15 protein-coding genes are annotated in these 24,922 nt (G+C 49.5%); 12 read left to right on the top strand and 3 right to left on the bottom strand.

Annotated elements, in window-relative coordinates:
• Nucleotides 1-14: 14 nt before the first annotated feature.
• From DDZ15_RS02785 to DDZ15_RS02740, 10 genes are all read left to right on the top strand, one after another.
• Nucleotides 15-1,421: a RagB/SusD family nutrient uptake outer membrane protein gene (locus DDZ15_RS02785; protein ID WP_158278605.1), complete on the top strand. Its 1,407-nt coding sequence runs from the start codon at nucleotides 15-17 to the stop codon at nucleotides 1,419-1,421.
• Between the two features lie 303 nt (nucleotides 1,422-1,724).
• A complete protein-coding gene (locus tag DDZ15_RS02780) occupies nucleotides 1,725-4,157 on the top strand; it encodes an ABC transporter permease (protein ID WP_109644605.1) in 2,433 nt (810 codons plus the stop codon).
• 81 nt (nucleotides 4,158-4,238) lie between these two features.
• On the top strand, nucleotides 4,239-6,722 hold the full coding sequence (locus DDZ15_RS02775; RefSeq protein ID WP_109644603.1) for an ABC transporter permease: 2,484 nt from the start codon (nucleotides 4,239-4,241) through the stop codon (nucleotides 6,720-6,722).
• A 75-nt stretch (nucleotides 6,723-6,797) separates the two neighbouring features.
• Nucleotides 6,798-9,224 (top strand): ABC transporter permease, encoded by a 2,427-nt coding sequence (locus DDZ15_RS02770; protein ID WP_109644600.1) that lies wholly within the window; start codon nucleotides 6,798-6,800, stop codon nucleotides 9,222-9,224.
• A 78-nt stretch (nucleotides 9,225-9,302) separates the two neighbouring features.
• Nucleotides 9,303-11,681: an ABC transporter permease gene (locus DDZ15_RS02765; protein ID WP_109644598.1), complete on the top strand. Its 2,379-nt coding sequence runs from the start codon at nucleotides 9,303-9,305 to the stop codon at nucleotides 11,679-11,681.
• Nucleotides 11,682-11,778: 97 nt separating this feature from the next.
• A complete protein-coding gene (locus tag DDZ15_RS02760; RefSeq protein WP_109644596.1) occupies nucleotides 11,779-12,480 on the top strand; it encodes an ABC transporter ATP-binding protein in 702 nt (233 codons plus the stop codon).
• Nucleotides 12,481-12,616: 136 nt separating this feature from the next.
• A complete protein-coding gene (locus tag DDZ15_RS02755) occupies nucleotides 12,617-15,043 on the top strand; it encodes an ABC transporter permease (RefSeq protein WP_109644593.1) in 2,427 nt (808 codons plus the stop codon).
• 69 nt (nucleotides 15,044-15,112) lie between these two features.
• Nucleotides 15,113-15,376, top strand: coding sequence for a hypothetical protein (locus DDZ15_RS02750; protein WP_109644592.1), 264 nt, complete (start codon nucleotides 15,113-15,115; stop codon nucleotides 15,374-15,376).
• A gap of 58 nt (nucleotides 15,377-15,434) precedes the next feature.
• Nucleotides 15,435-15,941 carry a DUF6265 family protein gene (locus tag DDZ15_RS02745; protein WP_109644590.1) on the top strand — a complete coding sequence of 169 codons (507 nt, stop codon included), beginning with the start codon at nucleotides 15,435-15,437 and terminating at the stop codon, nucleotides 15,939-15,941.
• Between the two features lie 209 nt (nucleotides 15,942-16,150).
• Nucleotides 16,151-18,901, top strand: a complete 2,751-nt coding sequence (locus DDZ15_RS02740) for a S9 family peptidase (RefSeq protein WP_109644802.1) — start codon at nucleotides 16,151-16,153, stop codon at nucleotides 18,899-18,901.
• Nucleotides 18,902-19,242: 341 nt separating this feature from the next.
• On the opposite strand, the gene DDZ15_RS02735 is transcribed toward DDZ15_RS02740, so the two are convergent.
• Nucleotides 19,243-20,340 carry a PQQ-dependent sugar dehydrogenase gene (locus tag DDZ15_RS02735; protein WP_199222858.1) on the bottom strand — a complete coding sequence of 366 codons (1,098 nt, stop codon included), beginning with the start codon at nucleotides 20,338-20,340 and terminating at the stop codon, nucleotides 19,243-19,245.
• Between the two features lie 254 nt (nucleotides 20,341-20,594).
• On the opposite strand from DDZ15_RS02735, the gene DDZ15_RS02730 reads away from it, so the two are divergent.
• Nucleotides 20,595-21,605, top strand: coding sequence for a serine hydrolase domain-containing protein (locus DDZ15_RS02730; protein ID WP_146198495.1), 1,011 nt, complete (start codon nucleotides 20,595-20,597; stop codon nucleotides 21,603-21,605).
• A gap of 195 nt (nucleotides 21,606-21,800) precedes the next feature.
• Here the strand turns inward: DDZ15_RS02730 and DDZ15_RS02725 are convergent, their stop codons facing one another.
• Nucleotides 21,801-22,583: a hypothetical protein gene (locus DDZ15_RS02725; protein WP_109644584.1), complete on the bottom strand. Its 783-nt coding sequence runs from the start codon at nucleotides 22,581-22,583 to the stop codon at nucleotides 21,801-21,803.
• A 171-nt stretch (nucleotides 22,584-22,754) separates the two neighbouring features.
• Here DDZ15_RS02725 and DDZ15_RS02720 point away from each other — a divergent pair, with 171 nt between their 5' ends.
• On the top strand, nucleotides 22,755-23,108 hold the full coding sequence (locus DDZ15_RS02720) for a four helix bundle protein (RefSeq protein ID WP_109644581.1): 354 nt from the start codon (nucleotides 22,755-22,757) through the stop codon (nucleotides 23,106-23,108).
• Nucleotides 23,109-23,181: 73 nt separating this feature from the next.
• Here the strand turns inward: DDZ15_RS02720 and DDZ15_RS02715 are convergent, their stop codons facing one another.
• Nucleotides 23,182-24,894, bottom strand: a complete 1,713-nt coding sequence (locus DDZ15_RS02715) for a sodium:solute symporter family protein (RefSeq protein ID WP_109644579.1) — start codon at nucleotides 24,892-24,894, stop codon at nucleotides 23,182-23,184.
• Between the last annotated feature and the right edge of the window lie 28 nt (nucleotides 24,895-24,922).

Raw genomic sequence — 24,922 nt, 5'->3', positions numbered from 1 at the left:
ATAAGAGTATGACTATGAAATATTCAATAATTATAAAACTGACGATCCTGTCCGGTTTGATTGCGATCGCAGCCTCATGCGATTTGTTAGAGGTTGACCCTGTAATTGATCCGAACAGCCCGAGTACGGCAGGCGTTTTGAATAACGCAACCGCCGGAGAACTGCAAAATCTGGTATCCGGCCTGGAGTCGGTGCACAGAAACTATAACAACGGCACCAGCGACTGGTGGTCGTTAACCGGCACAATCAGCCGTGAGCTCTATTACATCAATACATCCGACCCGACGTTTGCCATCGACTGGCTACAATTACCGAGTCGAAGTATTGATGCGGAAGACAACAGCAACTTCTTTGTGGATGCAAGCGGATACGAAGCACCATATGGTGCTATCCGGCAATCAAACCTGCTGATTGAATCGGTTCAGAATTCAGAAAACGTTACGGATACCCAAAAGAACGGGTATTACGGGTTTGCGAACACAATAAAGGCCTATCAGTTCCAGATGCCGCTGATGCACCAGTATCAGAACGGTATACGAGTGGACGTTACTTTTGCTGAGCCACTCAATCCGGGTGGATTCCTGAACTACGACAACGCTCTTGCCGAAATACGTGCGATTGCGGATGAGGCGGCTACACAGCTGCAATCGGCGGGAACGGAGTTCAATTTTGACCTTACGGACGGATTCGACGGATTTGATACTCCTGCAAGCATGCTGGAGGTGAACCGTGCCATCGCTGCCAGGCTGGCCATCTATGCGGAAGACTGGCAGGGAGCCCTTGACGCCCTTGATGATTCATTCCTGAATCTGGCTCCGGGCCAGGGCGAAGCTGAACTCAATGCCGGACCCGAGCACACTTTTGCAGGAGGGAACGACCAGTTCAATCCGTATTTCTTCATACCGGATGCAAATCAGAACCTGTTGATTGTACCGAACCCCGCGCTTATAGCTGATGCGGAAGCCGGTGACGGGCGGCTCGACAAGTTTGCACTCAGGTCAAGTGCGGCAACCACCCCGGATATTCCGGCGCTGAGCGCAGATTACCAGATCGACGTCTATAATTCTGCAACCAGCAGTATGCCGTTTATCAGAAATGAAGAGCTGATCCTGATTTATGCTGAAGCTCTTGCTCAGCGCAATCAGGGATCGGACCTGGCTGATGCGGTTGACGCGATTAATATTATCCGCAGCGCCTGGGGACTGCCCGATTTTGCAAGCACGGACCAGAATGCCATTATTGACCAGATTCTTGAAGAGAGGCGATACTCTCTTTGGGGTGAAGGCCACCGGTGGATCGACATGAGGCGGTACGATCGTCTTGGCGATATCGATACCTCCATCGACGGCGGACGCGTAGCTACACAGATTGGCCGTCCGCAGGGTGAGATCGACTGGGAGTCATTCTCAGGGAATAACTAAACCCGATATAATTTCAATTTCCTTGGTAATAAAGGCCTCCTTCGGGAGGCCTTTTTTATTTGTGTTTATTATCACTGAACTGAATCCAATGGATGTACGCATCCGTACACCGGTTGTATTAAAACTGAACACACGCCCCGTAAACACCCCTTCGTATTGTGCTCAGGGCCGTTTTTATGTTTTGGTATGATTGTTGAATTGATGGTATGGTAGAGCGTTTAGTATGCCGGTAAGTTGCAGGTGGTCAGTTCTTGGTTGCAACCGGCCACAACAAACAACTGACTACTAAAAAGTGACAACAAAATGATTAAAAACTACCTCAAAATTGCCTTCCGGAACCTGTTCAAGAACAAGGTCTATTCGTTTATCAATATTGTTGGTCTCTCGCTCGGTCTTGCATTTTCAGTGCTTGTTATTCTGTTTGTGAATGATGAACTGACGTATGATCGTTTTCACGAAAACGGGGAGAATCTGTATCGGCTATACCGTCAGCCTCTGATGGAGGAAGATATGTATGACACCGATGTTTACATGCCCATGCCAACTGCAGAGGCGCTGAAACGTGATATTCCGGAGGTTGAAGAGACTGTTCGGCTCATACCATTTGGAAATCTGATTATCCGGAAGGATGCCGCGGCTCTGGAGAAGGATGGTGTACTTTTTACCGATCCGTCATTTTTCGACCTTTTCAGTTTTCCGCTTAAACTGGGCGACCCCGCTACGGCGCTCACAAACCCTGGATCGATCGTTCTGTCTGAGGATGCAGCAGATCAGATATTCGGGAACAGAAACCCATTGGGTGAAACTCTCAGCCTGAGGTTAAACGGGGAATTCAGTGAATTTGAAGTGACCGGGGTAGCCAAGGCATTGCCGGGCAACTCTACCATTTCATTCAATATCCTGCTACCCATTCAGGATGTGCTGAGTCGTTATGAAGATTATGCCCGGGTTGAAAACCGGTGGGATGCTACCCGGAATCTTCTGTACGTTAAATTGAATGACGGGACCGATGTGAATCTTGTACAGGCCAAAATGCCTCAATTCATGAATACGCATATGGGGTCCATGTTTGATGAAATGAGGGAAGATGGAATATACAAGGGAGACGGCCCTGCTCTTGTCTATCGTTTTCAGCCTATGGAGGATATTCACTTGAATACAGGGGTGCCGGGAGGGCTGTCGCAGCCCGGCAATCCTTCTTACTCTTATATTTTGGGAGGTATTGCGCTGGCCGTACTGTTGATTGCATGTTTCAATTTCATGATTCTTTCAATTGGTCGATCGGCAAAAAGAGCCAGGGAAGTGGGGATCAGAAAAGTATCAGGGGCAGAAAGAGGTCAGATTATGTTCCAGTTCTGGGCAGAGACCTTCATAGTGGCAGCCATGGCTATGGCCATCGGCTTTTTATTTACGGAGTTTGCCCTGCCGGTATTTAATGAGCTTTCCGGGAAAAGTCTGTCACTCGGTTCAATGATTGAAAGCCGATGGATCGTATCAGGCCTCATAGCCCTCTTTGTTGTTACCGGCCTTGTTGCGGGAAGCTATCCGGCGCTTCTATTGTCGGGGTTCAAACCTATTGAGTCACTGAACGAGAGACTGAATTTTAGCGGAAATAACGCACTAACCCGGTCCCTGATCATGGTACAGTTTAGCATATCAGTTTTCCTGGTTGCCGCCACCCTGGGAATGGGAAAACAGCTGGATTTTATGCAGAATAAAAATCTTGGGTTCTCCGGTGAACAGGTCGTGGTGGTTCCATTAAACGGCCAGGACGGGGAGAGAACCCTGAGCCTGTACAGAGACATTCTTGGTGGCGAAGAGGATATCGTGGAAATAACGGGAGCCAACGTTTCCTTTGCTACGGGCTTATGGAGGAGGGGGTACAACTATAACGGTGAGCTGATGCAAACTGCCGTCTTTCGTGTGGATCCCCGGTTCATCGAAACCCTGGAAATGAATCTTATTGCGGGGCGGGATTTCAATCCGCTTCTTGCTTCAGACTCCACACAGAGCATCATCGTGAATGAAACCTTTTTGAGCAGGCACGGAATGGATCAAGCGGCTGTAGGTGAGACATTTCCGATCGATTGGGGCTGGATGAACAACCCGGTCATAATCGGTGTGGTTGAGGATTTTAACTATCAGTCGCTGGCGGCGGATATTGAACCGGCCATGATGTACATGAATCCCAGAGATCCGATTCTGAATATGATGATCCGGATTGCACCCGATCAGGTGCAGAGTTCCATTTCGAAAATTGAATCGGCATGGTCATCCATCCATAGCGACATACCGTTTACATACAGTTTTCTGGATCAGGATATGGATGAATTGTACCGGGCTGAAGAACGCTGGGGTAAAATCATACGCTACAGTTCCGTTTTTGCCATTTTTATTGCATGTCTGGGGCTGTTTGGATTGGCAGGCATTTCCTCTATCCAGCGGAGAAAGGAAATTGGCATTCGCAAAGTGATGGGTGCGAGTGTTCAGGGGATATTAATACTGCTGTCTAAGGATTTTGCAAAGCTGATACTCATATCCGTTGCTGTGGCAACACCCGTTGCATGGTACGTATTGCAGTACTGGCTGCGGCAGTTTGCATTTCGAACGGATTTGGACCCCGGAATTTTTCTTATCGCCGGTGGTTATGCCCTGCTTTGCACAATGCTAATGGTCGGCTGGCATGCGATTCGTGCTGCAACCGTAAACCCGGTACAGAGTCTGAGAAGTGAATGATATGGATAGTAGTCCATTGTCGGTTGTTAGATGCAACCGGCCACAACAAACCACTGACTACTAAAAAGTGACAACAAAAAGATGATTAAAAACTACCTCAAAATTGCCTTCCGGAACCTGTTCAAGAACAAGGTCTACTCCTTTATCAACATTTTCGGTCTGGCGGTTGGCATAGCCTGCTGCCTGCTGATCGGGCTGTATGTCCATAATGAGTGGAGCTATGATGAGTTTCACGCCGATTCAGACCGCCTGTACCGTGCCTGGGTGCATGAAGATTATGGAAATGATGAAATTTACTTTAATTCTGTTACGCCGCTAATCCTGGCATCTGCCCTTGAAAACAATATTCCCGAGGTTGAACAGATTAGCCGGTTTACAACTTTTTCTAATCTTGTTAAGCATCCTGATCAAACCGAAGCCGTGTCGGAAGCTATATCCATTGTGGATCCTGACTTTTTTGACATGTTTGACTTTGAAGTGATACGAGGTGTTGCGAGTCAAACCCGGGATAATCCCGCAACGGTTGTAATCACCGAGCAGATTGCAAAACAGTTTTTTGGCGAGGAAGATCCCCTCATGCAGACTTTGCACATTCAGTTCGGAGATACGTTTGATGAATTTACCGTCGCTGCGATCATCAAAAACCCTCCACTTAATTCGAGTATACAGTTTGGAATCCTCATTCCTTTTTCAAACAGTTCAAAAGTTTTCAGTCAGAATTCACTAACGAACTGGTTCAGTGTGTCCACGGAGACGTATGTATTGCTGCGTGAAAACAGCCGAATGGAGGAGATAAATGAGAAGATGGAGACCATGATGGTTACCGAGCTGGGTAGCAGGTATGGTGATGACTTCAATGAGGGTGACCTAACCTATACGGTAGGTTTGCAGCCCATTACGGATATACGCCTCAACACAGAAATACCGGCAGGCATTGCAGAGGTGAGCGATCCCGTGTATTCCTATATTCTTGCAGCAATTGCGTTGCTGGTGCTCCTTATTGCCTGTGTTAATTTTATGACGCTTGCCATCAGCCGCTCTGCATCAAGGGCAAGAGAAGTAGGTATTCGCAAAACGATAGGTGCAGTCAGGCAACATCTGATGCTTCAGTTTTGGGGAGAAGCGCTCTTAATGACGATGATTGCACTATGTGGAGGTGTTCTTCTTGCAGAGCTTCTTTTACCGCGATTTAACAGCTTGTCGGGAACCGGCCTTCAGCTTGAGCTATTGTCCGGCAATATTCTCATTCTGTTTGGTATCGGCGCGATATTAATCAGCTTTATTGCAGGGATCTATCCCGCACTCATGATATCCGGATTTAAACCCGTTGACGTTCTCAAAGGCCGGTTGAGTTTATCGGGTGATAAAAACCTGTTTCGGCAGACCATGGTTATATTTCAGTTTTCACTCTCTATCGCTCTGATTGCGGGTACGCTGATTATTACCCAACAGCTTGAATACATGCGTTCGGCCGATCTCGGGTACAACAAAGACCAGGTGGTGGTCTTGTCAACGGATCTGAATGCAGGCCCGGGAGTACCCTTATCCCAAACGATCAGTGATGCCGAAAGATTGAAAGAAAGGCTGGAATCTGAGCTGGCCGGTTATCCTGACATTACGTCTATCAGTATATCTTCTTTTACCCCGGTACAATCGGGTGGATGGATATCCTCTGATTACAGAGACCAAAATGACCGCAAACGTTTTTTTGATTTCAACATAGTGGATCATGATTTTGTTGAAACGTATGGGATCAGCCTTATATCAGGAAGAGATTTCTCAGTCAATAACCCATCTGATGAAAGAAGAGCGATTCTCGTAAATGAAGCTCTTGTAGAGGATTACGGTTGGGAAAATCCGATTGGACAGCGGCTGCCGGGGCCTGACTTTGAAGAACACGAGGTGATTGGTGTGGTTCAAAACTTTCATTATGAATCGCTTCATATGGAAGTTGATCCGCTGGCATTAACCATCAACCCTGATATCCTTTTTAGCGGTATTGAGAATATCGGTTTCAGCACGTCGCCAACCCCAAGGATTTCGGTCCGCTTTAACTCCCAAAACCTGCCTGCCCTCATGGATCGTATCGAAGCGAGCTGGGCATCAGCCTCCGTTGGTGCACCATTCAATTACACCTTTGTGGATCAATCCGTAGACAATCAGTACCGTCAGGAAGAACGCCTAAGCCAAATTGTACTTTTTGGTTCCGCACTTGCAATTATTATAGCCTGTCTTGGACTGTTCGGGCTCGCATCACTGATGGTGGTGCGCAGATCCAAAGAGATTGGAGTTCGAAAAGTTTTGGGGGCAAGCTCACAAAGCATTGTACTTCTGATAAATAAAGAATTTACCAGGCTGGTCCTGTCTGCTTTTATCATTGCAGCCCCTGTTGCCTGGTTTGTAATGAGTAACTGGCTTCAAAATTTTGCGTATCGGATTGAACCGGATATCGGGCTGTTTCTGCTGGCCGGTGCCTCAGCATTGGTAATTGCCTGGTTAACTGTGGGTTATCAGTCCATCCGGGCAACACTGATCAACCCTACGGAAAGCTTGAGGAGTGAATAGACCGGATAGTTGTATGTGGTCAGTTGTTGGTTGCAGCTGGCCTCGATCAACAACCAACAACCAACAACTAACAAAATGCTTACAAACTACATCAAAATCGCCTTACGCAATATCCGGAGGAATCCGGGGTATTCGGCGATCAATATTGTCGGGCTGGCGGTGGGGCTGGCGGTCAGCATTCTGATTCTGCTCTATATCCAGTTTGAATTGAGTTACGATAAATATCACGACGACTCGGAACGGATTGTGCGCGTATCACGGGCCTGGTTCAATCAGAACGGTGAAACCAGTTTGCATCTGGGCCATGCTGCCCCGCCCTTTGGTCCGATGCTGGAGGATGAATTCCCCGGCATTATTGAAGAGATGGTTCGTTTTTTTCAGGTGAGCCCGCTGCTAAGGTATGATGAGAGATCGTTTGTAGAGGACCGATTTTTCTTTGCGGATCCGGAGGTGTTCGGCATGTTTTCCTGGAATATGATTCAGGGGGACCCTGAAACGGCTCTGCAGAATCCGGATGCGCTTGTGCTGACCCGCAGTATGGCGATCAAGTACTTTGGGAGTGAAAACGCACTGGGCAAAACCCTTGAGTTTCAGTTCCAGGGAGTAACACTGCCGATGCAGGTGACCGGGGTGGTGCAGGACGTGCCGGAAAACTCCCATTTTCAGTTCGATTTTCTCGGCTCAATGGTTCCGGTGATCCAGTTTTATGGCGGCATGGAAGCGATGATGCAAAATTTTGGAAGCAACAATTTTGCAACCTATCTGCGATTGGGCAGTTCGGATGATTTCAGCCGTCTGCAGGATCAAATACCCGGATTTATAGACCGAAACCTGGGTTCGGCGAACCAGGATGTGCCCGCATCTGCAGGTACCATGCTGATTCTGCAGCGTCTTACCGATATCCATCTTCACTCAAACCTCGACTCCGAAATAGAGGCCAACAGCCGCATTGAATACATCTATGTGTACTCGGCAATTGCACTCTTCATTCTGGTAATCGCGTGTATCAATTTTATGAAACTGAGCACGGCCCGGTCGGCAAGACGTGCAACAGAGGTAGGGCTCAGAAAAGTAATCGGAGCCGATCGCGGCTCTCTGATACGTCAGTTTATGGGTGAATCGGTGCTGATAACCGTTATTTCGCTGTTTCTGGCCATCCTGATGGTTGAGGCCTCTCTTCCGTTTGTGAATGAATTCATCGACAAGGAGCTGGAGTTTCGGTTTTTCTCGGATATCACACACCTGATTGCGCCGCTGGCATTGATCCTTCTTGTGGGGTTGGCTGCCGGAAGTTACCCTGCACTGTTCCTTTCCGGTTTTCAGCCGTCATCTGTTCTCAAGGGAACCTTCAGGGCGGGTAAATCGCACGAACGGTTTCGGTCAGCACTGGTCATAGCCCAGTTTTCCATTTCCATTACCCTGATAGCAAGCATGATCATCGTTTATAATCAGCTTGATTTTATGAGAAGTAAAGATCTTGGGTTTGACAAGGACCACATTGCGGTGCTGCCGGCCAATGAACAGATCAGATCCGGTTATGAAAACATCAGGGAAAGGCTTTTGAGCCACCCCGGGATACTGAACGTATCCATGTCGAGCCGGGTGCCATCCGGCCGTCTGCTCGATTCACAGGGAACCACCGCCGAAGTGGATGGTGAGCTGCGGCAGATCAATTCCAGGATTGCCGATATCCATGTAAGTCATGATTTTATGCAAACATTTGGAATTGACCTGGTATCGGGTCGCGATTTTGACAGAGATCTGGCGAGCGATTCAACACAGTCTTTCATCCTGAATGAGTCGGCAGTTCAAACGATCGGATGGTCCTCTCCCGAAGAGGCCGTCGATAAAGAGTTTCATTACGGAGGCCGGCGCGGTAGGGTAATCGGTGTGACCAGGGATTTTCATTTCGAGTCCCTTCACCAGTCCATCGCACCCATTGTGTTCCTGATCCCGGATCAGCGCATCAACAGCGTGGCGGTAAAAGTGCGTGATAACCAAAGAGAGGAAGCCCTCGCCTTTCTGGAAGAGCAGTGGTCGGTTCTGAGACCCGGCTTCCCCTTCACCTATTTTTTTGTGGAAGAGAGCTTTAATGAGCAGTACGAAGCCGAGTCGCGGCTTGGCACCCTCTTTGGCTTTTTCTCGGGTCTGGCAGTTTTGATTGCAGGATTGGGCCTGTTCGGGCTGGCCTCCTTTACCGCGCAGGAGCGCAGAAAGGAGATCGGAATCCGCAAGGTGCTGGGTGCGGGCACCTCCGGAATTGTATTGCTGCTTTCGAAACGTTTCACGCTGCTGGTATTGATATCCGTGGCCATTTCGGTTCCGCTGGCCTGGTACGGTATGAACCGCTGGCTGGAAAATTTTGCATATCGCGATTCCATCCCGGTCAGTGCCTTTTTATTTGCCGGGATCATTGCGCTGTTAATCGCATGGTTCACCATCAGCTGGCAATCGGTCAAGGCAGCAATGATGAACCCGGTACAGAGCTTGAGGAGTGAATGATATAGATCGTTGTGCGTAGCCGGTTGTCAGTTGCTGCCTGCCACAACCAACAAATGACCACTAACAAAGTACAGAGCCATGCTCAAAAACTACATCAAAATCGCTTTTCGGAATGTGAAGAAAAATCCGGGCTACTCAGCCATTAACATATTTGGCCTGGCGGTTGGTATTGCAGTATGCGTGCTCATTTTTCGCTATATTTCGTTTGAGCTGTCGTACGACAGATATCACGATGATGCCGATCGCCTCTACCGGATAACCGTTAAAATGGAAAGCGGGGACGCCATAGCACTTACGCCGTCTATCGTGTCTCCGCTGTTTCAACAGTCAATATCGGAGGTGGAAGCCGCCACCAGGATTTATGATTATAGCTCTTTCAGGTCGGTCGTATTGGGATATGAAGATCGTGTTTTTGAAGAGAACAGTTTTGCCTTTGCAGATTCGTCTGTTTTTTCAATTTTCGACTTTGAATTGCTTCAAGGTGATCCTGCCACGGCTTTGGTAAGGCCCTACACGGTTGTGTTGAGCAAGAGCACGGCTGCTAAATATTTCGGAACGGAGAACCCTGTTGGCAAAACCATTACGCTCGACAATGCAAGAGACCTGGAAGTGACGGGTGTGATGAAAGACATTCCACAAAACAGCCACTTTCGGTTTGACGTATTTACTTCTCTTGAGTCCAGAAGAAACTGGGGTGAGCTGAGCGATACGCAGCTGAGGGGTGCCCAATTCTACACCTACGTGAAGCTTCATCAAGACGCGAATCTTCAGGTGGTTCAGTCGAAGGTTGCAGAAATTCTGGAACAATACGCATCAGGGAGTTTTGTGGCGGAGCTTGGTTTACAGCCGGTTACGGATATACACCTCTACTCACAGGTAGAACATGAAATCCAGCCTCAGGGTGATATACGCTATGTGATGGCAGCAGGTTTTACAGCACTGCTGATACTGCTGATTGCATGCATCAACTACATGAACCTATCAACGGCCCGATCGGCACAGCGATCGAGAGAGGTGGGTATTCGTAAAGTAATGGGCTCCGACAGACGAGCGATTATGAAACAGTTTTATGGCGAAGCGGCATTTCTCAGTTTAGCCGCTCTTATTCTGGCTATGTTTCTCGCTGAGTTAAGTTTGCCATGGTTCTCATCCCTTATCAAAAGACCGCTTGAGGCGGGGATTTCAGGAGGGAGCCTCTTTATGATTCTCCTGGGTATAGGTGTATTGGTTGCACTTTTTGCGGGCAGTTATCCGGCCCTGGTACTTTCATCATTCAATCCTGCAAGGGTGTTGTCGGGAGGGAAGCAGAAGGCAGGAAGTGCTGCTTTCCGGAAAGTATTGGTCGTATTTCAATTTAGCGTATCGGTTTTTCTGATTGTGGGCAGCCTGATTGTTCACAGCCAGATTCAATTCATTCAGCAGAAGGAGCTCGGTTTTAATAAAGACAGGATTCTTTCTCTTACCTCCTATAACGATGTGGAGAACCGCTTTGAGCTGCTCGAAACGGAAATGAACCGCATTCCGGGAATAGAAGGTCTGACGATGGGATCGCACTCTCCGGTTGAGATAGGATCGGGCTACAGCCTCATGGTAGAGGGGTTGGAACTGGATCCAAATTTTGGGATACGAGGCCTAAAAGCCATGCCGGGTTACCCGGAACTGTTCGACATGAAAATCGCGGCGGGCAGAACACTGACAGAAAATGATTTTCAGAGCACCAACCGCAATGAAAATCCGGAATATTCATTCATTATGAATGAAACGGCTGTAGCCAGAATCGGACTGACCCCGGAAGAAGCCATCGGCCGCCGGCTTACCGTAAACGGCCGAATCGGTCCGGTGATTGGGATTGTGGAGGATTTTCACTTCAACTCTATGAGCACAGAAATTGAACCGCTGCTCATCTTCCCGCAGGACGGGTTTAACCGGCTCTTCATCAGCCTTAGCACATCCGACATAGCAGGTACCCTACAGGAAATTGGAGAGACCTGGACTGAACTCTTTCCACAGATTCCCTTTGAATATCAATTTGTGGATCAGCAGTTTGATCGGCTCTACCGCAGCGAAATGCAGATTGGCACTCTGTTCACAGCCTTTTCTATACTGGCTATTGTTATTGCGTGCCTGGGACTGTTTGGCCTGGCCTCTTTCATGGTAGAGCAGCGATCAAGAGAGGTTGGAATCCGAAAGGTGCTGGGTGCATCCATAACAGGAATCCTGACTTTATTCTCATATGACTTTCTGAAACTTGTGGGACTGGGCTTCCTCATCGGCGTGCCGGTTGCATGGTATGTAATGAACAACTGGCTGCAAAACTTCGCCTACCGTACCGAGATCGGGGCCGGAATCCTTATGCTGGCGGGCTGCACTATTTTGTTGATTGCACTGATATCAGTTGGATATCAGGCCGTCAAAGCGGCGCTGCTCAATCCCGTTGATACGATGAGGAGTGAATGAATTGAAATAAAGCAATCAGCTTTCAGGCTTCAGCCGTCAGAGAAGGCAGGCTGATAGCTGATAGCTGAAAGCTGACAGCTGAAAACTACTGAAAGACATGATCACACTACGAAACATCGACAAGTATATCGACAAACGGTTTCAGCGCACATTTATACTCAGAGGAATTGATCTGGATATAGAAGAGGGAGAGTTTGTAACCATCATGGGGCCAAGCGGAGCGGGCAAATCCACGCTTCTGAATATTCTTGGATTCCTGGATGACGCTTCCGCGGGTGAGTATTCATTCCTTGGCGAACCGGTTCACAACCTTAGCGAAAAGAAGAAATCCGATTACCATAAATCGCATATCGGATTTGTGTTCCAGGCGTACCATCTGATCGATGAGCTTACCGTCTATGAAAATATTGAGATGCCCCTTCTCTATCGAAAAGTTAAGGGCAGTCAGCGCAAAGCGATGGTGGCCGAGATGCTGGACCGGTTTAACATTGTGGCCAAAAAAGACCTCTTTCCAAACCAGCTTTCCGGCGGGCAGCAGCAGGTCGTGGGCGTTGCACGGGCTATCATCGGAAGCCCGAAACTGCTTTTGGCCGACGAACCGACGGGCAATCTTCATTCCGGACAGTCGGAAGAGATCATGGAGATCTTCAAAATGCTGAACGAGGAGGGAGTCACGATTGTGCAGGTAACGCACTCCGAAAAGATGGCCGGGTATGGAAACAGAATTATCAATATGAAGGACGGCGTTTTAACGGAAGAGGATCCCTATCCTGATAAAGAGGAAGCCATATCAAAGTAAATGTTCGGAAACGGACAATCTTGTGCTAAAACGGACACGACTCAATAGCAAAATGGCCGTTCAGACCCTGGAAAAGGGATTGTTGTGGTTGGCACGATTATTGAAATTCTGAGGTAAACTCCTTAGCCCCGCTTTTATGTTCAGAAATCACTTATTGTTTGCATTCCGCTACTTCAGGCGGAGAAAAGGTATGGTTGCCATCTCGTCGGCAGGTCTGATAGCCGGTATCGCTGCGTTCCTGTTTATTCTGCAGTATGCAGCATTCGAATTCAGCGTAAATCGTTTTCATGAGCATGCCGACGACATTTACAGGGTTGTGAATATTGATAAGGAGGGTGTTGCAGAAATCAACTTACCGCCCGGATTTGCTTCGTTTATTGAAGAGTCGGTTCCCGGAGTAGATCAGGCAACCCGATTTACAGGATACGCATGCAACGGCGTAGTGGTACCCATCGATGAGTCGAATGATCTGAACCCGGTTCGCGAAGAGTCATGCATTATCGGGGACGGTAAATTCAGGGAGCTCTTCACATTTCCGCTGGCAGAGGGTAACGGAGACCTGTCGCAGCCCGGACTGGCACTTCTTACAAGATCATCAGCAGAAAAATATTTTGGTACGGACAAGGTTGTCGGAAGAACCTTTCGAATCAGCAACCAATTTGGGACAGGTCTATTTACAGTCTCGGGTGTCCTGCAAAATCTGCCGGAAACATCCGGGTTTACTTTTAACATGATCTTGTCGTTCGCCTCGTTGAATGACCCGTCCTATCGCGGAGAGGTTGGCTGGGCAGACCCGAATGGAATGGAAAACGGATTCACACAAACCTATCTCAAAATCCATCCGGATGCAGACAGTGAAGAAATTGAGGCCACGCTCACAGGACTGGCAATACAGTCGGGTCGTGATGACACGGAAGCTATCCGGCTTCAGCCACTGAGCCATCTTCATTTGGCACCATCGATAGGGTACGACCTTCCAACTACGGGAAATTTCACCACATTGCTTTTCATTCTGGCTGTAGGCCTGATGATTATTTCAGTTGCGTGGGGGAACTACATCAACCTGACAACAGCACTTGGGTTGGAGAGATCTCGTCAGATCGGTGTGCAGAAGTCGCTGGGAGCAACCCGGCCCCAGTTGATTTCTCAATTTCTGACCGAGTCGTTCCTATTTGGCCTTTGCTGCCTCTTGTTGGCGCTGGTTCTCATCGAACTCTTCCAGCCGCTTTTTAATACGTTGCTGCAGCGGGAGCTTGGCCTTTACGTTTTGAACAGGCCGGCTGTATGGATTACAGGTGGACTGGTATTTATTGCGGGGATCCTGATTTCCGGGCTGTATGTGGCAACCGTACTTACATCACTGGAACCTTCCGATATTTTAAAAGGAAATTACGGACGGTCGGAGAAGGGCACTTTTCTTCGTCAATCCATGGTCGTGTTTCAGTTCGCTGTATCGGTTCTTTTCATTGTTGTTGCTTTGGTCTTCAGCCGACAGCTGGATTATATGCAGGAGAAGGATCTTGGGATGGAGATTGAAAACAAATTGGTGATCAGAGGGCCATCTGTTCAGCCGGATTCAGAGACTGTTAGAGCAGAATCGTTCAAGGATGAGCTCTCAAAGCTGAGCTTTGTACAAAAGGTTTCCGGTTCCAATAATATTCCAGGGTCGGGGTACAATTTCTTTGCCAACCGGATCACCGACAGTACTCCTTCGCCGGAGGACGAACGAAAGAGCTACGGCATGCTTCTGGTGGATCAAAACTACCTGGATACCTTTGACATACAGTTGTTGGCCGGCGATACCTTTTCGCTATCACAAATTGATGTCGGCTGGTCTGGAAACGCCATGATTCTTAACCGGGCTGCCACGGGTGAATTGGGTTTTGATTCCCCTGAAGCGGCTGTTGAAAGTGAGGTATTTTGGGGTGAAAATGTGTACAGGGTCCAGGGGGTTATCGAAAATTACCATCACCTTGGGCTGCAGAGTGCCATTGATCCCATGATTCTGTTGCCATTGAATGCAAACGGATACTTTACGCTAATGACCAATGGTGACATTCAGGGAGCCCAACTTGATCAATTAAGAGAACTTTACGGGGGATTTTTTCCCGGAAATCCGTTTGAATTCTTTTTTCTGGACGAAAAATATGATGAACAGTATGTAGCTGAGTCCAGGTTTAGCACCCTTTTCACGATCGCATCCGTGATGGCCATCATCATTGCTTGTCTCGGTTTATTTGGATTAGCCGCCTACTCTGCCGCCATAAGGACCCGTGAGATCGGTGTAAGAAAAGTGCTTGGAGCTTCCGTCTGGAGCATCGTCTTAATGTTAAGTCGTGATTTTATGAAGTGGGTGCTTATCGGTTACCTTATTGCCCTACCGCTGTCAGGATTAATGATGAATCGGTGGCTGCAGAATTTTGCCTATCGAACAGAGCTGGACATCTGGATCTTTCTGACTGCGGGCGTTGCGGCTTTTTTTATAGCGATGATCACCGTTGGAACGCGTGTTCTCTCTTCCGCAATGGCAAATCCTGTACAGACTCTGCGAACAGACGGGTAATTACGAACAGACCAATCAGACAGTGCAGCTTCATTAATTCGATCAACGAATCAACGTAAATCTAAAGCCATGCATAATATCAAGGTTCAATTTACCGTGCCGAATGTAGAAAAGGTCGTCAACCTTGACGTTCACGTGAACGGGGAGAAGCGAAATCTGAAATTCAGGGTAGAGAGCTTTGACTGGAATCCAGGTAACGGAAGCTCTGAAAATCTGATTGCCATTTTGCGTGAGCGTATATTAAACTACGATTCGGATTGGGAACTGTACCACATTGGGTCGCCCGTTGACGATAGAATACCGGTTACGTTCAGACACCGTTCCCATTACTGATTTCCGTTGATTTTCATATCGTTCGTGGTATTCCCTTAACATGTATAGAGGAGGTATTATGAAGGAGAAGCTTGCAATCGTATGTCTGCTTTTTCTGCTGCCATTCAGCCTGCTGAATGCTCAGAATACGCTCACACTGGCTGATGGCGAATCGGGACCTGAGGCGGAAATACAACAGGTGGCATGGCTGGAAGGCCACTGGAAAGCAGAGGCCCTGGGCGGAACGGCCGAGGAATACTGGAGCGCCCCTGCGGGAAATGCGATGATGGGAATGTTCAGATTGCTTCGTGACGGTCAGATCGTATTCTACGAAATCTTCACCATCACAGAAGAGTCCGGTTCCCTGTTGCTGCGCATCAAGCATTTTCATCCTGATCTGAAAGGCTGGGAGGAGAAAGATGATACGGTTGACTTTCCCCTTGTAAAGGTAAGTGAGGAAGGCGTCTGGTTCGATGGACTCACCATGCTTAAAGCGGATTCCGATACGCTGATGGTGTACGTTCGAAGTGAGTCACAGGATGGAGCCATTTCAGAGCTGGAGTTTCCCTACAGGCGGGTGGATTGATAAACCGCATTGGCTTAAGACGATTTTTATAGCCACGGAAACACGGAGAAAAGTGAGCTTTCTGTTTCCGTGACTCTGTGGCATACGTTGAATGTGAATTGCTTCCGCTTTTTGCCCTGACAAGTTTTAACAAGGTGCTGCTTGACTATCTGAATGATTTGCGGTTAACTGCCTTTCCAAAACATCATCACCAATCCATCCCGCCAATCATGAGAAATTCATTTTCCGTACAAACCCTTTTCATCGTTCTGTTACTGTTCTGCAATCCGCTTTTCGCGCAGGATAAAGCACTCACCGTCGACGATTACGACCGCTGGTCGCGCATCGTGGGGGCCGAACTGTCGAACGACGGTAACTGGATGGCCTACGGTCTCCGCCCAAACGGGGGCGACGATACCCTGCATGTGGTTTCACTTGCAAACGATACGGAGTACATCATTCCACTCGGTGAAAATGCCGTCTTTTCAGATAATAGCGGCTGGGTGGCCTATACCGTAACCGTGGATGAGGAGACCCGTGAGTCGCTGGAGGAAAAAGGAGATCCGGTTTTTGAAAGCGCACAGATTTTACACTTGAGGTCGGGCGAAAAATATACGGTTGAACGCCTGGAAAGCATGACATTTACAGAAGACGGCAGATACTGGGCTGTGCATCGCAAAAAACCGGAAACTGACAAGAGCAAGCATAAAGGAACCGACCTTATAGTACGTGACCTTCAGAGCGGTACCGTTGTGAACCTGGGGAATGTGTCTGAATTTGCGTTCAACAAAAAAAGCAGCCACCTGGCATATCTGGTAGACGCAAGTGAGCGAGCAGGGAACGGGATTTATCTCAGAAACATGGAGTCGGGTGCACTCCTTACCCTCGACTCCGATTCATCGGTCTATTCCGGGCTCACGTGGGATGATGATGATGCGCTGCGCAATGAGTGGCCCTCAAAAGGCAATGCACTTGCTGTATTGAAAGGCCACAGTTCAGATTCATTGATGCACATTGTGAATGAGCTGGTTGTATTGCAAAATCTCGATTCTTCAGTAAGAAAAACCGTCTTGAATCCGGATAGCCAAAGAAATTTTCCGGACGGGATGGTGATCAGCGAAAACAGGGACCTGCAGTGGAGTTCGAACGGCGAACTATTGTTTATCGGAATTCGTCCTCAGCAGCCAAAGGTCGAGATGGACCGCGATACCATTCCCAACGTGGACGTGTTTCACTGGAAGGACGACCGCATTCAGACCGTGCAGGAACGCCAGGCGGCCAGAGACCGCCGTTTTACCTATGTGGCATCCTTCAGCCCGGCAAACTCATCCTTCACCCGTCTCACCGATGAGGGGATGCGTGAAATGAACTTTTCAAGGCACAACCGCTACATGATCGGCCGGGATGAAAAACCGTATATCAGCGACCTGAACTGGGGTGTTTCTCCGGCCGACCTGTACCGGGTAGATGTGTCCAGCGGCGAGAGAACCCGTTTTGCGGTAGAGATTAAGCGCACCATGGGTTTTTCACCCGACGGCCGGTACTACCTCTTTCAGAAAGTGGCCGAACAGGATACGATTCTCTATGTCTATGATGTTGAGCGAAACCGGAATGTGAATCTCACTCAATCGTCACCCGTCAGCTTTATTAATGTAGACCATCCCTATCCCCATGAAAGCCCGACCTACGGCGTGGCCGGCTGGGCACAGGACGGTGACCATGTGATCATGAATCATAAGCACGACCTCTGGAGGCTGGCTCTCGACGGCTCCGGCGCTGAGAACATTACCCGCGGTGTGGGTGAACGGGATCAGATCATCTTCCGTCATGTCTCACTGGATGATGATGAACGGTATATAGACACATCGGAGGATCTGCTGCTCTCCGCATTTGGCCGCTGGACCAAGAAAAACGGCTTCTACCGTCTGAGGATGGGTAACAATCCGAGAAGTCTCGTATACGAGGATGTTCGATTCGGCAATCCGGAAAAGGCGCGCGATGAAAATCGTATTGTTCTCACACGCGAGACGTTTGTTGAGTTTCCCGACTATTATCATACCAAAACATCCTTCCGAAATTTTACGAAAATTACGGATGCCAACCCCCAACAGGCTGAATATGGCTGGGGAGAGCGCGTTCTTATTGATTTTGAAAACAGCAGGGGTGAAAGGCTTCAGGGAACGCTCACGCTGCCTGCAGGTTATGAGCCGGGTGAGACGTATCCGATGATCGTCTACTTCTACGAGAGAATGTCGGACCGCCATCATCAATACTCGATGCCGGTGTATGACGACCGCCCTCACATGTCGACCTACGCCAGCAACGGCTATCTCGTATTCATGCCGGATATCGTATTTGAGTTCGGCCGGCCGGGCACCAGCTCGCTGGATGCAATCACGGCAGGAACACAAAAAGTTATTGACCTGGGATATGCCGATCCGGATCAGCTTGGCCTTCAGGGACACAGCTGGGGCGGGTACCAGTCATCGTTTATCCTGACGCAAACAGATCTGTTTGCTACGGTTGTAACGGGAGCCCCGCCTACAAACCTGACCAGCTTCTACAATAATATCTACGGCAGCTCGGGAACCAACCACCACGGCATCATGGAGATCGGCCAGGTACGGATGGGCCGTGGCGTTACGCCGTGGACCCACCGCGAGATGTACCAGCGGGAAAACCCCATGTTCTTTGTGCCGGATATTGAAATACCGTTCATGATCCTGCACGGAACCGACGACGGAGCCGTAGACTGGATGCAGGGCCTCGAATTTTACAACGCCGCTCGCAGAATGGGCAAGGAGGTAGTGCTGCTGTCGTATCCCGGTGAAGGCCACCACCTGGGCAGGGAGGCGAACCAGATCGATTTCCAGATCCGCATGAAGGAGTGGTTCGATCACTACGTAAAAGGCGCCCCAGCCGCAGACTGGATCGTCAATGGAATCCCATACATCGAAAAACAGTACAACAGGGCGGAGTGAGGTTGAGGTTGAGAGTTGAGATTGAGGGGGGTAGAGTTTGAAAATGGAGTCTCCCCTCCTTTCCAAGGAGGGGCAGGGGGTGGTTTCAGATCTATTCAATGAATTTGAAAAAAATGTGCTCATTACCCTAATAGAACCACTCCTTACCATTTGGATCCCTTTGGAATAGTGGAGTTGAAACAAACTTTTCCGGAATTGTTCTCGCAGAGTTTCGCAGAGTGAATATTCAAATATAATAGACTCTTTGACCTCAAATTGTATATTGAAATGACGACATATCCATCTGCGTGACTCTGCGTTTCATTTGCGCTCCTCTGCGAGAACCATTCCGTGGAACCCACCTATTCAGGGGTGATCCGTATCAACTCCCCATCATCATGAGCAGTGAGTACATAGATAAACCCGTCGGGTCCCTGTTTCACGTCGCGCACCCGTCGTCCGATCGGGATTTTTTCCTCCCCAACGATCGTCTCGCCATCGAGTATGATGCGCCGAACCTGCTCGCCGACGAGGCCGCCGCTAAAGAGATCGCCCTGCCATTCGGGGAAGGCATCACCGGTATAGACCATCAGCCCGCTGGGAGCCTGTGAGGGTGTCCAGACCACTTTTGGGTCCTCCATACCTGGCAGGGAGGTTTCGCGAGATATTCGTGTGTACCAGTACTCACGGCTGTACGTGGCGTCGGGCCAGCCGTAGTTGGCACCTTTCTGAATCAGGTTTAATTCATCCCCGCCTTTCGATCCATGCTCGTTTGCCCAAAGGTTTCCTGTTTTGGGATCTATGGCCATCCCCTGGATATTGCGGTGGCCGTAACTCCAGACCTCCGGAAAGGCGTCCGGGTCATTTTCAAACGGGTTGCCGGCTGCCACTGAACCATCCTGGTTGAGATGAAGGATCTTTCCCAGGTGCGAATTGAGGAGCTGCGCATGTTCACGGCTCAGAATACCGGTCGTCTCCTGCGGACGATTGCCGCCGTCGCCCACCGACACGGCAAAGGTGGAGTCGGATGTCCATTCCATTCTGGAACCGAAATGCTGATTACCGTCTTTATCGGGAAAAACCCTGAAAATTTCTTCAAAATCATGGATGGTGTTGTCGTCCAGCTGGCCTCGTCCCACTGTAGTCCGGTTCACGTTTTCATCACCCGAGGCGTAGGTGAGATAGACCATGCCGTTTTCTTCAAAGAGGGGATGCAGGGAAATATCGAGCAGACCGCCCTGGCCCCCGGAATAGACATCGGGAACGCCGCTGATGGCGGTGGTCGTCATCGATTCGGTGCTGACTCTCAGAATGCGTCCTGGCCGCTCGGTGATTAGCAAATCACCGCCGGGCAGAAAGGCTGCCGCCCAGGGCTGCTCAAGCCCGGTGATGAGGGTGTCGGCAGACCAGCCCGTTGCCTCGGGCACGTCACCGCTAAGCGGAACGGGCCCCTCAGGCATACTACAGCCCGTTAGAATGAAAAAAGTTGTGAAGAACAGAAAGTTATTCAGGATGAATTTCGCAGGATTCATATAATCTGGCGTTAAACGATTCAGGATGAAGAACGGTTAATTGCATTGCAGACTGATCAAAAAAGCTGTCAGTGTTGACAAGTTCAGCTGCAAGGGTTCGCAGAGACGTTCATAAAATAAACAGGACGAAAGAGTTTTTCTTGATAGTGCAGTTTAAACATATTGGTTTTTTAGTTTTTTTCATGATGCTGGCTGCAGCAGATTCAGCCTTCGCACAACCGGAAAACGGTGATGCACTGCCGGCAGTCGCCGACCGTGTTTTCGACATCGGATCTGTGGAAAGTATCATGATAGAGCGTGAAGGAGAGATCATTCACCAGGACTTTCGCGGTCGAATGAACCCCAACCGGTCTACAAACATCAAATCGGCTTCCAAAAGTATCCTCTCTCTGCTTATTGGCATTGCGATTGAAGAGGGGTATATCGAAAGCGTAAATGAACCCATCGGACAGTATTTCCCGGAGTTTTTTGAAGCCAATCCGGACTCTGTAAAGGAGTCAATCACGATCCGTGATCTGCTCACCATGAGGGCCGGGCTCGAATCAACCAGTATCCGCAACTACGGCCGCTGGGTTGTGAGCAGCAACTGGGTGGAGTATGCGCTATCCCGTGATCTGGTGGCCCGGCCGGGCGGACGCATGGTATACAGTACCGGAACATCGCATCTGCTATCGGTGATTCTTACCAAAGCCAGCGGCATGAGCACACGCACGTTTGCCAACCGGTACCTCTTTGAGCCGATGGGCATGGAGCTTGGAGGCTGGGACCGTGACCCGCAGGGATACTACATGGGCGGCAACAATATGGCGATGCGGCCCGCCGATATGCTCAAGATCGGACGCATGATGATGAACCTGGGCGAGTACAACGGCCGCCGGATCGTACCCGCTCAATGGATACTGGAGTCGGTGGAGGTGTACACCCGTAGTAACTTCAATCCGTATGATTTTGGCTACATGTGGTGGCGCCGGCCGGTAAACGGCTATGAGATTGTCTTTGCATGGGGCCATGGCGGCCAGTATATCATGATGCTGCCTGAAATCGACACCGTGATCGTTATGACCTCCAACCTGATGACCAGCCGAGGCCGAGGCTACCAGCGGGAACTCTTCCGGTACCTCGAATCCGAGCTCATTCCGGCACTGGCGCATTCGCCGGGTTCACCGCAGAGGCGCGAAGGCCGCGGAGGATGATTATTGGATGCGGTAGTTGATTAAGGGGTGGAAAAACTCCCCTCCTTTTTAAAGAGGGGCCGGGCCCGCCTTCCGAAGTCTCGTACGGAGGACAGGGGTGGTTATACTGACTCTAAATAGGCTCCTGAACTAATAAGATGTGATCATCTAATTTTAAGCATTCCTTACTCTGCGGCCTTCGCGACTCCGCGGTGATCACCAGTATCGAACCGGATCCACATACGAAGGGCCGGGATTTGGACGAAACGTGATCCCGATTCCAAACATGAATAGTGCGGACCGGTAGTCGGGATTGTACCCGGCATGAAAATGGAATTTCATCCGGCGGGTTTGCGACATATCGGGAAACTGTCCGGCCAGACGGGCTCCGAACCAATCGCTTCGAAAAGTGTTGGGAACCAATTCAAACAGGCCGGGAGCTTCAGTACCGTCATCATCAATATAGTAGGCAATGCGCTCTTTTCGATAGAATATTCCGGCTGATAAACCACCATGATTGACCCGGATCACCGGGCGCTGCAGGATCCATTCAAAATCGATTCCGTTGTAAACCGGGAACTGAAACGTAGTCGTAAGCCAGTTGTCGCCGAACAGGTGAAACGTACCGTCCAGCCCGGGATAGAAAGGGTTGATGTTGACACCCAGCGCCGACCGGTTTGTGAGGGGAAAAGCTACCGAAGGCATAAAGTTGCCGGGCAGAAACATGTTCTTGAAAACGATCTCCTCGCCGGGCTGCAGGTCATCGCCGTTTTGCCGGCGTATCTTATCCCGTATACCCTGCGGTAGAATCATGGCACTATAGGAGATTGAGGTTCCCGCCACCGGTACCTGAAGGAAAGTTTCCACTCCGTACGGATCCGTCTCCTCCTCATTCTGGTTATCGTGCCAGATCACCGACTCACTGGCGGGCATATGCACCACGCAACCCTGAAGGATGAACAAAAGGAGTATCGATATGACCGGAATAAGGCGGTTCATACTCAATTCTACTAAATGAGTAAGAGAAAGTCGATGATATTTTCTGGTACAATTTTTCTTGCAGATGAATCGCTGCGCTGATGTCAAACGTCAAACGGGTGATGCACTTTTCTTGTAAGGGATTGGGGAAAATTCGATCCTACTTATAGTAGGGTTTAATTGCATCGATACATGCTTGATTTAAAACACAAAAATCTGAGGGTATACAGAGAGAGTATTCAGCTCACAAAGTTGATCTATTTAACCACAGAGCATTTTCCAAACCATGAAAAGTATGGTTTAACTAATCAAATGCGCAGGGCTGCCATATCGATTTCATCGAATCTGAGTGAAGGGTCTGCCAGAAAATCAAAGAATGAAAGAATTCGATTTTATGAGATCGCCCGATCATCGCTTGTAGAGCTGGATGCACAAATTGAGACCGTAATCGAACTCGAATATCTTAGAAGAGATGAATTAGAGGAACTAAATGAAAAGATAAACTATGTGTTCGCTCTTATTAGCAGATTCATGTATACACAATAACATCAAGCTATGAAGCTCTCGTCTGACGTCTCACGTTTGACGTCTGACTCTTGCCATCTCCCACCTTTGAATCCTATATTTTTCTAACCACAAACCAAAGCCCTCCCGTGCCGGCAGCAAAGCATCCCAGGCCTAGCATCATCGATCCAAAGAAAATCTCTCCCATTCCGAATAGCAGGATAATAATCGAAGCCGCACTGATAGCAGCAAACAATATCCCCGGAAGCAGGGAATAGGTCTCCTCGCCGGCAGCCAAAAACCGTTTCCATCCGGGCCCTCCTGGCTTTACCCTGTCAAAGAAACTCTGCAGGGTCTTTTCGTCGGTGGGCTGTGTGAACAGCGTAGCCGCAATCCAGACAATCGTGGCAAAAATGGTGGTGAAGATCATCTGTTCGGCAAAATCGTCATAGCCAAGGATCTTTGTGAGAGTAAAGCCAACCGCGGCCGCCGTCATCGCTGCAATCTCGCTCCATGCATTGATGCGCCACCAGAACCAGCGCAGCATGTACACCAGTCCGGTGCCGGCGCCTATGGAGAGAATCGCCTCCCATCCGCCGCGAACCGTGTCAAACAGGTAGGACACCAGTATGGCCACCGCCATGATCAACAACGTGGTCCAGCGCGACACTTTCACATAGTGGTTCTGCGCCTCTTCCTTCGTTTCAAACTTGTACTCCTGTTTGATGAATGGCTTGTAAAAGTCGTTTACCACATATGAGGCGCCCCAATTGAGATGTGTGGAGACTGTGGAGACAAATGCCGCCAAAAATGCCACGGCCAGCAGACCCAGGAGCCCGGCTGGGAGCAACTCCAGCATCAGCAGGGGATAGCCGGTTTCAGGATCATCCAGATTGGGATAGACAATCATCGCCACCAGGGCGACCAGAATCCAGGGCCACGGCCGCAGTGCAAAATGGGCCACATTGAACAGCAGTGTCCCGCCTACTGCGTTTTTCTCATCTTTGGCGGAAAACATTCGCTGGGCGATATAACCGCCTCCGCCGGGTTCCGATCCCGGGTACCATGAGGCCCACCACATCATGCCTACCCAAACCAGCCCGGTTGCCAGTGCGATCTCGGGACTGGTGAGCGGATTGATGGAGAGAACCGAATGCCCCTCACCGAACAGTTCGTTCAGTCCCGCTTGCAGCTGATCCAGGCCACCCACGTGATCCACAGCATACCAGGCGAGCAGGATGGAGCCGCCCATCGCAATGATAAACTGCACAAAATCGGTGATAATCACACCCCAGAGGCCCGACATGGAGATGTATAGTCCAATCAATAAATAGAGAATCAGAATAATCATCCACTGTTCGGCACCTGTGATCACGGTCAGGATTTTGGCCATCCCAACCGTAACCCATCCCAGGATTATACAGTTAATGGGAAAGGCGAGATAGAGCGACCGGAATCCGCGGAGAATACGAGCCGGTTTACCTGAATAGCGAATGGAGATAAACTCTACATCGGTAATCACATCGGCCCGTTTCCAGAGCTTAGCGTAAAGGAAAACGGTAATCAGACCCGAGAACATAAAGTTCCACCAGATCCAGTTCCCGGCGATACCCTCGCTGGCCACGATGCCCGTGACGGCCAGGGGAGTATCGGCCGCAAAGGTGGTGGCCACCATCGAAATACCGATGAGCCACCAGGGAAGGTTTTTGCCGCTCGTGAAATAATCTTCAAGAGTTTCCTGTCCCCGTTTTTGTGCAATGTACCCTACAATCACCATCAGCAGCACATAGCCGGCGATTACGGTGTAGTCGAGCCAGGTAAAGGGCATTGAGCAATGATTGAGTTTTCAGAAATGG

The organism is Rhodohalobacter mucosus (assembly GCF_003150675.1).
Taxonomy (GTDB): domain Bacteria; phylum Bacteroidota; class Rhodothermia; order Balneolales; family Balneolaceae; genus Rhodohalobacter; species Rhodohalobacter mucosus.
Note: the sequence above shows the minus strand (reverse complement) of the source record. Positions and strands in the feature narration are given on the sequence as shown.